12 protein-coding genes are annotated in these 12,078 nt (G+C 29.0%); 4 read left to right on the top strand and 8 right to left on the bottom strand.

From position 1 onward, the window contains the following. Positions 1-5: 5 nt before the first annotated feature. The gene (locus tag XO11_RS07130) at positions 6-1,949 is read right to left on the bottom strand and encodes an ABC transporter permease subunit (RefSeq protein WP_175418420.1); all 1,944 of its coding nucleotides are present in this window, start codon (positions 1,947-1,949) and stop codon (positions 6-8) included. Continuing rightward, positions 1,939-3,156 (bottom strand): extracellular solute-binding protein, encoded by a 1,218-nt coding sequence (locus tag XO11_RS07125; RefSeq protein WP_175418419.1) that lies wholly within the window; start codon positions 3,154-3,156, stop codon positions 1,939-1,941. Before XO11_RS07125 ends, XO11_RS07130 begins: the two co-directional genes overlap by 11 nt. A gap of 66 nt (positions 3,157-3,222) precedes the next feature. Here XO11_RS07125 and XO11_RS07120 point away from each other — a divergent pair, with 66 nt between their 5' ends. Together XO11_RS07120 and raiA are read left to right on the top strand one after the other, a co-directional pair. Then, positions 3,223-3,780, top strand: coding sequence for an NTP transferase domain-containing protein (locus XO11_RS07120; protein WP_175418418.1), 558 nt, complete (start codon positions 3,223-3,225; stop codon positions 3,778-3,780). A 106-nt stretch (positions 3,781-3,886) separates the two neighbouring features. Continuing rightward, positions 3,887-4,432 carry a ribosome-associated translation inhibitor RaiA gene (gene raiA / locus XO11_RS07115; protein ID WP_014296931.1) on the top strand — a complete coding sequence of 182 codons (546 nt, stop codon included), beginning with the start codon at positions 3,887-3,889 and terminating at the stop codon, positions 4,430-4,432. Between the two features lie 51 nt (positions 4,433-4,483). On the opposite strand, the gene XO11_RS07110 is transcribed toward raiA, so the two are convergent. From XO11_RS07110 to XO11_RS07090, 5 genes are all read right to left on the bottom strand, one after another. Then, positions 4,484-5,557 carry a Gfo/Idh/MocA family protein gene (locus XO11_RS07110; protein ID WP_175418417.1) on the bottom strand — a complete coding sequence of 358 codons (1,074 nt, stop codon included), beginning with the start codon at positions 5,555-5,557 and terminating at the stop codon, positions 4,484-4,486. Next, the gene (locus tag XO11_RS07105; protein ID WP_014296929.1) at positions 5,554-6,858 is read right to left on the bottom strand and encodes a nucleotide sugar dehydrogenase; all 1,305 of its coding nucleotides are present in this window, start codon (positions 6,856-6,858) and stop codon (positions 5,554-5,556) included. The genes XO11_RS07110 and XO11_RS07105 overlap by 4 nt, the downstream gene beginning before the upstream one ends. A 130-nt stretch (positions 6,859-6,988) precedes the next feature. Then, positions 6,989-7,165: a hypothetical protein gene (locus XO11_RS07100; protein ID WP_014296928.1), complete on the bottom strand. Its 177-nt coding sequence runs from the start codon at positions 7,163-7,165 to the stop codon at positions 6,989-6,991. Positions 7,166-7,244: 79 nt separating this feature from the next. Beyond that, positions 7,245-8,381, bottom strand: a complete 1,137-nt coding sequence (locus XO11_RS07095) for a DegT/DnrJ/EryC1/StrS aminotransferase family protein (protein ID WP_014296927.1) — start codon at positions 8,379-8,381, stop codon at positions 7,245-7,247. 3 nt (positions 8,382-8,384) lie between these two features. After that, positions 8,385-9,035 carry a MarR family winged helix-turn-helix transcriptional regulator gene (locus tag XO11_RS07090; protein WP_014296926.1) on the bottom strand — a complete coding sequence of 217 codons (651 nt, stop codon included), beginning with the start codon at positions 9,033-9,035 and terminating at the stop codon, positions 8,385-8,387. A 131-nt stretch (positions 9,036-9,166) separates the two neighbouring features. On the opposite strand from XO11_RS07090, the gene XO11_RS07085 reads away from it, so the two are divergent. Both XO11_RS07085 and XO11_RS07080 read left to right on the top strand, forming a co-directional pair. Further along, positions 9,167-9,913, top strand: coding sequence for a hypothetical protein (locus XO11_RS07085; protein WP_014296925.1), 747 nt, complete (start codon positions 9,167-9,169; stop codon positions 9,911-9,913). A 19-nt stretch (positions 9,914-9,932) separates the two neighbouring features. Next, on the top strand, positions 9,933-10,991 hold the full coding sequence (locus XO11_RS07080; RefSeq protein ID WP_175418416.1) for a hypothetical protein: 1,059 nt from the start codon (positions 9,933-9,935) through the stop codon (positions 10,989-10,991). Here the strand turns inward: XO11_RS07080 and XO11_RS07075 are convergent. After that, a complete protein-coding gene (locus tag XO11_RS07075; RefSeq protein ID WP_014296923.1) occupies positions 10,988-12,076 on the bottom strand; it encodes an HD-GYP domain-containing protein in 1,089 nt (362 codons plus the stop codon). The two genes, XO11_RS07080 and XO11_RS07075, sit on opposite strands and share 4 nt — an antisense overlap. Positions 12,077-12,078 lie beyond the last annotated feature (2 nt).

Here is a 12,078-nt window from a genome sequence, read left to right as displayed (position 1 = left end):
TTCAATTAATATCTTTCTTTCAACACCCCATTCATTAATGGTTTTCTAATGGCTATAAATATTATTGCAAGGAATATCATATTAAGCACCGATGATGCAGCAAATAAATCCCAACGCGGATATGAAGTTCCCGGTTCTCCTATAAAGGAATATAGTTTAACAGATATTGGATATAAATTGTCTTTTGTTAATAACATCAATGATGGTATAAACCCATTCCAGCTTTTCATAAACCCTATCAATGAAGACACCAGTATTGATGGAATAGACAATGGAAATAATATATAAAAATATGATTTTATTCTTGATGTATCCATTATGGCTGTTTCTTCTATTTCCTTTGGAATCTTATCGAGATATCCTTTTATGAGGAATGTGGCCATTGGCAATGTATGTGTTGTATACACCAATGAAAGCCCAAATAATGAATTCAATAATTTTAATTTCTTAAAGACCATAAATAAAGCTATAATAGAATGCACTCCTCCAAGAAAATCCATAAATATAAGTATAGGCAATATCCATCCCATTCTATTTTTTGATATAAACAATGCTAAAGGATACGCAGTTAATGGTACTAATATTGCTGTTAGTGTGGATAAAATAAATGTATTTTTTAAGTTTAAATCTATATTTGCTTCTGTGAATATCCTTTTGTAATTTTCAAATGTTGCATTTTTCGGTAAAAGGTTCATTGTTATATCGTTATTTCCGGAAAGAGATATATTTATTATGCTCCATAATGGTAATAATATACTTAAAATTAATATTCCCAATACAATATATCTCATATAATTTGTCATGTTAAATCTAATTTGTGGCAATACAGGCGTTTTTTCTTTAAAAATCAGCCACATTAATCCTATTATAGGAACAAAATCAAATCCTTTCCAGAATCCATAATGATTTATGCTTAGCATCATTATTGCAAAATCTACAAATACTATTACTCCAAATAAATTTCTGTTTTTTAGCAACAAAAGATACATTGCCGCAGATAGCAATAATACTATATTATGATTAAACATATAGGTAAGAACCTTTATGGCTATAACAAAGGTTATAAATTTATTTAAAGATATAGTTCTTCTGGTAAGAAAGATAAAAGCTATAAGCATTACAAAAAACGCTGAAATAACGCTATAAGCTGATATTATTCCAAAATCATAATACGTATTTGAAACAAAATAATTGAATATTCCCATAGTTGTTGTAATACCAACAATACTATGACTACCTATTCCGTCCAATAATGGTGGTCCTCCTGCTGTTAAAAGAAATGGAACAGTAAAGTCCTTAAAATGCGCAGCAAATATTATCAGAAACCATGCAATAATCGTTGGCTTTATATATGGAATAGTAATATTAATAAGAGTATTCAATGAGTTGGCACCATCTATCTCTGCTGCAAAATATAATTCCTTTGGAACTTCCTGATATGCAGAAATTAAAACCATTATTACTATCGGTAATTCAAGCCAGATACTTACAAAAACCCCCCATCCAAATCCAGATAATACATCTGTAAATATATTTGTATTAATATGAAAAATATTTTTTATAATAGAATCTGTTCCATATCCATATATTAAAGCTCTCCATATCAATACACCTATATAAGACGGTACTATCCATGGAAGCATCGTTAAAAAGAAAACCAATTTTTTATTTCTAAATTTTTCCTCTATCAAATATGCTATTAAAATACCTATTATCATCACTATTGAAGAAATAATAGCAGACCATATGAAACTAATCTTTACAGCTATAGACATTCCAGAGTCTTTTAAAACCTCTATATAATTCTTAATACCAACAAAACCCCCATTCTCACCAAACGGTGAGGTATATAATGATGTTTTCAAGATCGAAAACATTGGTATTATTAAAATAAAGGTTATTAAAAATACCGCTGGTAATAAAAGAATATACTTACTTTTATTTTTCATCCATAAACCTCTGTGTTTTTTCTATAATAGAATCATCCATTTCATCTTTTTGCTTAAGAATTAATGTCATCATCGTTCGTATTCCCTGCCAGTATTTTGATTTAAAATATGCGGAATTTGGCAAAACCTTTCCTCTTTCCGCAGACATATAGGCAACCTTAAAATATTCATCCTTTTCTTTCAATTCATCAAAAGCACTTTTGGAAGAAGGAAATTTGTATAAGTCCTTACAAAATGTAATCTGAGATTCTTTCTTTGAAATATACTCAAGAAATTTCTCAACATCATTATTTAATTTCCCTTTTATAACGCTAAAACCTTTGTAATCCAGAACAGGTGTCATATAATTTCCTGCTTCTTTTATATATGGTAATGGTAATATTTTAAACTCTATACCGGATTTAATAAAATCAGGAATCATAAAGGTTCCAAAAAACATGGCTGCTATTTTGCCTTTTTTAAATCCAGAAACAAGCCCCTGCCTTTCTATGAGATGAACACTACCTCCTGCAACTGTTGTAAATATAAAAGAAATTGCATTATAGGTATTATCATCATCTATTATTATTCTTCCATTTTCCATTAAATTTTCTTTTCCAAATGCCCATTGGAATGGTGGAAACCAATAAGGCGAATTGGCGCCCCATGCAAGCCCAAGTGTTTTTCCCTTTGTTTTTTCTTCCACTGCATAACTTGCAAACAATAAATCTTCAAATGTATGTCCATATTCCAAAGGAAATCCAGCATCATAAAAGGTTTTATAATGATAAAATAATACCTGTGTATCAAAATAAAATGGTATGCCATAATAATGTACTTCCTTAGAAATAGATTTTCCATCTTTAACAATATGTTTTTCTATTTTAAATGCATCAAATGAGCCTTTTATAAATGATTTTTCATATCTATCTTTTAATGCATCTATATTTTCTAATAATCCTGCATCTGTTAACTTCCCTATCTCATCATTTTTTACTAAAACAATATCAGGAATATCTCCATCTCCTCTAAAAACTGTAAATAATTTCGAGGATATTTTTTGCTGTCTTATCACCTTCACAGTGATTCCAGGATTCTCTTTTTCAAATGATTTTACAATATCTTCAAATTGATCAAAACCTTCATATTCAAACCATACAGTAATTTCACCGGCAAATAAAAATGTAATCATTAAGACAAAAAGTATTAAAACTGAAAACCTTTTCATAAACAACCCCCTTAATCTGTGATATAATGTTAACATAATTATACATCAAATTGGAGGTTTTTTAAAATGAAAATATTGGGAGTTATACTTGCTGCAGGTTTATCAAAGAGATTTAAAGGCAATAAACTTATATATAATTACAATGGCAAACCACTTTTGCAATGGACCATAGATTTGTTAAATCAATATGCTTTCGATAAATTGCTTGTTGTAAATGAAAATTGGAATGAAATAGAAAATCATTTCAAAGACTATTCTAATTTCAAAATCATTTATAATCACGAATATAAAAAAGGAATTTCCTCTTCAGTAAAAACAGCAATACAATATGCTTTAAACAATAATTATGACAAAACTCTAATATTTCTTGGAGATATGCCTCTAATCACAAAAGAAACAGTTGAAAAAATTTTATATCAAAATACTAAAAAACCTATTGTTGCTCCGTATTATCAGGGACAAAAAGGATTTCCAACATTAATTGATAAACAATTATATAAAAATGTTTTAGATTTATCAGGCGATGCCGGTATAAAACAGATAATATATAAACAACCAGAATTAGTAGAAAGAATAGAAATTAATATACCTATGCCCGTTTTTGACATAGACACTCCCCTTTAGTTACTTTAAAGAAAACTATTTATTAAGAGAATTTGACTTTTTTTAAAAAAAGTGCTATTATTATAGTAGGAGATGTGGTTAGGGATCTTCCAAAGGAGGTGTTCTTATGGATTACAAATTATTCACAAAAAACATTGAGCTCACTAAAGCTCTTGAAGATTATTTAGAAAAGAGAATGGAAAAAATCGACAGAATGTTCAAAAAACACGATGATTTGTTAATGGGAACAGAAATTAGGGTAGAAAAAGACAGAGAAACTTATAAGGTTGAAGTTACTTCACATCTTAAATTTAAAGGCAGTATTTTCAAAGTAGAAGAAAGGGGGACAGACCTTTACGAGGTTATAGATAAAGTTTCTGACGCTTTTGAAAGAAAATTAAAGAAAGTAAAAGGAAAATTACAAAATCACGATGCTCCAAACCCATTAAAAGATGTTAAACCTGTAGAATTAGATGATGAAGATGAACTTTTCAGCAAAATTGAAAAAAGAAAAAGATTTGATATGAGTATGTTCTCATTAGAAGAAGCGATATTACAGTTAGAATTATTGGGACACGAATTTTTTGTATTTAGAAATTCAGAGTCAGAAGAAGTTAATGTTATTTACAAAAGAAAAGACGGAACATTGGGATTAATAGAATTTGAAGAATAATAAATAATAATAAGTCGGGCTGATTTTCAGCCCGACATTTTTATTTTATTATTACTTAAAATATTCCTTCATCTCAAGTGTTGAAAATTCAAATGGAAATTTTACTGGTTTTCCTTCCTTAGAAGATTTATAAATTGCAAGTACAATTTCAACAGCTTTTTTTCCATCTTCTCCAGAAATATATGGTTTTCTATCATTTATTATAGCTTCATAAAAGTCCTTATAAAGCGGCACATGACCTGCACCATAAACAGTATCAGGATCAGGCAAATTTTGAAATGGATGTGATTCTTCGCCTTCAAATCTCCAGGTTTCTATTTTATTTACTGCCAGACCACCTATTACAACCGTTCCATTTTCACCAAACACAGATAATGTTTCTTCAAGATTCTTTGGATAAACATTTGCTGTTCCTTCTACAATTCCCACAGCACCATTTTTAAACTTTATAATTGCACTTCCAAAATCTTCTGCTTCAATATATGGATGATTAAAGTTTTCAATTCTACCAGAAATCTCTTCTATTTCACCAAATGTCCATTGTAATAGGTCTATTCCGTGAGTACATTGATTCATTAATGTTCCACCATCAAGCTCCCACGTTCCTCTCCATGGTGCCTGTTCATAATATGATTTATTCCTGTTCCATCTTATGGAAATCTGTCCATGCAACAATTTTCCAAAATCACCATTTTCAAGTTTTTTTCTTAACTCCTGAATAGGTGGATTAAATCTGTTCTGAAAACACACACCTAATTTTAAATCCTTTTCTTTTGAAAGTTCTATCATATGGTCCATTTCTTTTGTGGATAATGCCATAGGTTTTTCAACAAGCACATGTTTTCCATTGCACATTGCATCTATAGAAATCTGATAATGATATCCACTTTCTGTAGCTATGGATACCATATCTATATCTTCTCTTTTTAAAACTTCATTATAATCAGTATATACTTCTGGCCTTTTTAATCCCGCTTCTTCTATTATATTAGCAATATTTTCTGCCTTTTCCTTTACAGGATCAACAACAGCTACAAGCTCAAATAATTCGCTATTCTTTATTATAGCTTCTGTATGTTTTTTAGTAGCAATTCTACCACAACCAATTAATGCCAGTCGAATCATAATAATATCACCTTATCCTTATTCTTTTCTATATTCTTTGTTTTATTCTTTGTATCAAATAAGAATGGAGCATGTTCAAGCACAAATTCATAATCTACATTAGAATGTGCAGTAGTTAATACCACAGCATCTACACTTTCAAGAAGCTCTCTTGTTAATTCCACACTCTTATATGTTTTTCCTTCATGTGTAAATTCTGGTATATACGGATCATGAATAATAATATCTGCATGTTTCTTTTCAAGGTGTTCTATAACCTTTAATGCAGGTGATTCCCTTAAATCATCTATATCGTTTTTATAAGCAACACCAAGCAATAATACCTTTGCTCCATTTAAACATCTCTTTCTATCGTTTAAAATATCCTGAAGTCTTGAAACAACATATTCAGGCATTGCATCATTTATTTCTCCAGCCATTTCTATTAATCTTGTATGATAATCAACAGCTCTTGCTTTATATGTTAAATAAAATGGATCTATTGGAATACAATGACCACCTACACCTGGCCCAGGATAAAAAGGCATAAAACCAAATGGTTTTGTAGCTGCTGCATCAATAACTTCCCAGATATTAATTCCAAGTTTTTTTGCAACTACAGCCATTTCATTAATAAGCGCAATATTTACAATTCTAAATGTATTTTCTAAAATCTTTGCCATTTCTGCTTCTTTTGGTGTTGAAACAGCAAATACCTCTGCTTCAAGAACATTTTCATATAACGCTTTAGCATGTTTTGTACATTCTGGTGTTACGCCACCAACTACCTTTGGTGTATTCTTTGTTTTAAACCTTAAATTTCCTGGGTCTACCCTTTCTGGTGAAAAAGCAAGATAGAAATCCTTACCAACCTTTAATCCTGTTTCTTCTAATATAGGAAGCATTACTTCCTCTGTGGTTCCAGGATATGTTGTACTTTCAAGGGTTACCAGCATATCTTTATGCAATCTTTTTGCAACCTCTTTTGTAGAAGCAACAACATATTGCAAATCGGGCTGCTTAAATTTATTTAAAGGAGTAGGTACACAGATCATTACTGCATCACATTCAGCTAATTTTTCGAAATCTGTTGTAGCTGTAATCTTTCCTTTTTTTACAAGATCTTCAAGTTCTTCATTTACAACATCACCAATATAATTAATACCTTTATTAACCATTTCAACTTTTTTTTCCTGAACATCAAAGCCAATAACGTTATAACCTGCCTTTGCCTTTTCTACTGCTAAAGGTAATCCAACATAACCAAGTCCAATAACCCCTATTTTTGCTGTTTTGTTTTGAATCTTTTCCATTAAACTCATATTCATCCCTCCGAATATATAAAATTTTGAATTTATTTTCATTCACTGAGTGAATTATATCATAAAAAAAAGAATGTGTCAATATAATTTAATTAAAAAGGCTCTTCAAATTGAAGAGCCTAATTATATACTATATATCCATCATCCACATAATAAAATTCGCCGCTAATACAAATAAAAAGGTTCTTAAAAGTCTAAATAAAAATTCACCAAAATATCCATCCTGATATGATTTCCATCCTCTATATATCAATAAAAAAAAGGCAACTATTAATAGCACTGTAAGTCCTGGAGAAAAACCAAACATTCCCATCCCTCCATCTTTGTGATTTTATTATCAATCATATTATATCATAAAATCCCGCTGTTTTTCAAGCGGGATTAGTTTAATTATTAAAATATTCTTTTATAGATTCTACTATATATTCAACCTCATTTTCTGTGAGTTCAGGGAATATAGGCAATGCCAATGTAGTTTCTGTTGCTTTTTCTGTTATTGGAAAATCTCCTTTTTTATAACCAAGATATTCAAAACATTTCTGTTCATGTAATCCCTTCGGATAATAAATAGATGTTCCTATGCCTTTTTCTGTTAAATATTCTCTTAACTCGTCTCTATTACCTTTTTTAAGCGTTATTACATATTGATGATAGACATGAGATTTATCTTCAAATACTCCTGGATACTCTACATATTTTTCTAATTTATATGCTTTAAATAACTCATCATATTTTTTAGCTATTTTTATTCTATTTTCTATGTACTCATCAAGATGTTTTAATTTTATTCTCAATATTGCTGCCTGCACTTCATCAAGCCTTGAATTAAATCCTACTTCATCATGATAGTATTTTTTTGCTGCACCGTGTACTCTTAATTTTCTTACTCTTGTTGCTAACTCTTCATTATTGGTAAATACCATTCCTCCATCACCATAACCTCCAAGGTTTTTGGTAGGGAAGAATGATGTAATGCTTAAATCTCCAACAGAAAATCCTTTTTTGCCCTTCCACATGGAACCTATGGACTGTGCACCGTCTTCGATTATATAAACTCCATATTTTTCTTTGAAATATTGAAGTCTTTCAAGATCTATTGTTTTACCAAAAAGATGAACGGGTATTATTGCCTTTATTTTTTCCCTTTCTGGATGATTTTTCAAAATTTCTTCTACCTTATTTAAATCCATGTTGTAATACTTTTCTTCAACATCAACAAATATAGGCTTTGCTCCATTTCTTGTTATACAGCTTGCTGTTGCAAAAAATGTATATGGTGTAGTAATTACATAATCACCTTCTCCAATATTTAAAGCCCTCACAGATAAAAATAATGCATCAGAGCCATTTGCAACACCTATTGCATATTTTGTCCCTGCATATTCTGCCAATTCTTCTTCAAGAGCTTTTACATGTGGTCCTAAAATTACCTTTCCTGTTTTAAAAATATTATCAAGAGTCTCCAAAACTTCTTCCCTTATTTTTTCATATTGCCTTGTCATATCAAATAATGGAATTTTCATTTTTTACTCCCCTTTCTCCAATGAAACATTACCTGTTTCATCAATATTAAAAATATATATATTTGATAATTCATTCTCTCTCGCATTTTTTAAAATATCCTCAGAATGTCTAAATGAAGCTATTATAATCATGTCATAATCCATATTTTTCACTTCTTCTGGAGAATATATGTTTATTCCATGTATTTTATCCCCCTGTTTTGAAATAGAATCATCTATAAACCCTATTACGTTTATATTTTCTCCGGTTAATACCTTTAATACTATTCCTCCAACAACTCCTGCACCGTATAATAATATATTCTTATACCCCATATCTTCAATTTTATTAAGAACTTTATTAAATGATTTCTTCGTCTCAGAATATATTTTTGAAACTTCGTTTATAAAGGAAACGGTCAAAAATTGCAGCCTCTTTTTCCCATCGTGCGTAATTTCATAATTCATATTTCTTCTGTTTCCGCCAGTTTTTATTATATATTTCTTATCTTCAAAATCTTTTAAATATCGGTTTACCATTGAAGGAACTATCCCTACGCTTCTGGCTATCATTTCCTGAGATACCTTTTCATTTTGCGAAATTATCTGTAAAATCATTAACTCCCTGAAATTAGGAGATGGATTAAAAAATGTATAGTCTTCAAAATCAAACATGCTTTCACCTCTTTTTATTCACTGAGTGAATTATAACAAATTAAAATCTATGTGTCAAGAATTATGTTCTAACTTTATGATATAATATTTTATATAACAATATAGTTTTTAATTTTGAAGGGGGGATTTTTATGAAAAAAACTTTAATCTTATTCACCGTATTGATTATTTCAGCAATTGGGCTTTCTTTTAATCTTGATAAGGATGTGGCTAATTATTATTATAAAATTTCACAGACTATAAAATCCGATATTAAAGATTATGTTGAAAATGATGCATATATTAAAATTAATACATTTGTGGACAATCGCTCTTATGATAATTTTAAGAATAATACTTCTGGATATAATGTATTACAGGTAAATCAATTTACACTCCCTATTGCAAAATATTCTGCTCCTGCTTTTACCGCGGCATTATATACTTTTTTTAATTTAATGAAGTCAAATAATGATGTTTTGTTTTATTCTTTTTTTATTCCTATTGGAGTTGATTTTTATTTATTGTTTAACCCATCATCTTCTTCTCTTAAAAATACAAATATAGATAATATACTTTTTAAAAATATATTATCAGAAAGTTTTAATGGAAATACACCTGAATCAAAAAAGAAAAAATTTTATTCTCTGGATATATACGTTCATAATATAACTATAAATTACAATTTTTATGATTATAGTTTATTTAATTATACTGTTGTAAAAGGGCACTATATAGTCTCTGCAATTTTAAGAGATAATGAAAATAACATTTTATTTCAAAAAACTTATAATAATTCCGATGAATTAGATAAATTGAAAAATTCATCTTTTTTGAGTTTTATAATGGATGTTTTTATGGCTTTAGCAGGAACAATTTTCATTTTCGAAAGTAATTAACAAAAATGGAGGATTTTTAATGGAAGGCTGGATACCCACAAAGAGACTTAAAAAAATTACTGAATTTGCTGATAAATTTTGCGGTACTGTTGAGCCAATTCATAGAAATATTTATCTTTATTTCGATAACGTTTTACGTGTGGCTATGACTGATGGTTGTGCCAATGCCGATATCTTTTTTTCAAAGGAATTTTTTCCTTTTAAAAATACATATGAAATCCCAATCCAACATTTAAAAGGACTCTTAAAAGGATTAAAAAGCAATTCTTCACCTTTTGTTAGAATGCTTGCTTTAGATGAAGGGTTGAAAATAGAATTAGATGAAATGATATTAAATATACATAGTAATAAAAATTCTACTATTCCTAAGATTAATGAAGATAAAATTACTTTTTTATTTGAAATGCGTTTAAAGGAATTTCTTGAATTGCTCGATTTCGCCAGCGTTCATTCTTATGAAGGGGAATTTATTCATTTTTTTTCAACAAAAAATAATGAAATATATGCTTTATCCGAAAATTTTAATATATCAGCTATATCTTTTTTTATAAAAAATAATATACATTTTAATAGACTTATTCCCTTTACAACTGTGCGACATATAATCAAATCACTCTCACTTATTTCTTCAAATGAAGTAATAAAAATATTTTTAGGAAAAGATCATATTATTTTAAAGGGACAGGGATTTATAATAAGTACATGCAGTGAAGTAAAAGAAGAGGTTATTGATTTTAAATTGCCTGATAATTTTATTGAAAATAAAAAAATAAAGATTTCTTCGTTGAAGAAATCTTTAAATCGTATTTATACTTCTATTCCACAAGGTTTACCTGTTTATATGGTATTTTCGAAAAAATCACATATTGTAAGCAAAGACAAAAATTCCACGCTTACATGGAATCTGGATCTTAATTTTAACCATAATTATTTAGTAGAAATAAAGCCAAGAAAATTAAGATCTTTACTTGCAAGGTTTTCAAATGATGAAATTAATATTGGTTTAAGTAAGAAGTTTATTGCTTTGTTTGATAATAATAAATATATTTTATTAAAGGTTTCTGAATATTCTGATTAATCTTCATCTATATATTTATATCCTAAAATTTTTACTATTCTCAACGTTTTGTCTTCTGCAGTATCAACAAGTTCATCATCTATTTTTACTATTGGTTTCATTTTATTGGCTTTATTAGATGCTACTACAATTCCTATTTTATTATTGCTTAACTGAACAACCATTCCAGCTGGAAATAATCCAAATGCATTTATTAAATGTTGAGTATATTCAGGGTCAAAACTTTTGGTTACATGTGATAATATAAAAGATAATGTCTTGTATGGCGTCCATGGATCCTTATATACCCTTTTACTTGTTAATGCATCATATACATCTGCAAGGGCTAATATTCTTCCAAATTCCGAGATATCCTTTCCTTTTTTCTTGAAAAAATATCCTGTTCCATCATATCTTTCATGATGCTCAATTGCACCTCGTAATATCTTATCGCTAACAAATCTATTATTTTCTAAAATTTCTTTTGTGTACATAACATGTTTTTTCATAACTTCAAACTCTTCTGCAGATAATTTTCTTGGTGCGTTTAATATTTCAAGATCCACCTTTGTTTTTCCAATATCATGCAATAATCCCGATAAAGCTAATTCTGTTAATTCATCACCTCTAATACCGGCCTCAAATCCTATTAAAGATCCCAGAATCATAACATTTAATGAATGAGAATACAGATATTCATCATATGTTTTTAATTTTTTCAAGGGTATATATATTTTGTCTGAAAAATTTTTTTGCATTTCATCGGTTACTGTTGAAGCAACCTCTGTTGCCTTGTCTATGTCAACATCTCCGCCTTTTTCCAGTTCAGCAAAAAGATCTTTTACCTGTGAAAAACTTCTTTCCAATACCTCTTTACTTAAAAAACTATGGGTATATGCCATTTCTTTTATATTCTGCACTGACTGTGCAGATTTTCTTTTTAATTCGTTTATTGGAACTTTTAATATATTATTTTTTTGAAGTGTGTTCAAAACATTGGAATCTATAACCTTACCTTTTTTAAATATGATATTGCCATCAATGTCTTTTACATCCATTGCCAATATCATACCGCTTTTTATTTTATTTAACGGTAAAAATTTCATTA

It is taken from the genome of Marinitoga sp. 1138 (assembly GCF_013363265.1).
In the GTDB taxonomy this organism is placed as follows: Bacteria; Thermotogota; Thermotogae; order Petrotogales; family Petrotogaceae; genus Marinitoga; species Marinitoga piezophila.
This window is presented reverse-complemented; position numbering and strand designations above follow the sequence as displayed.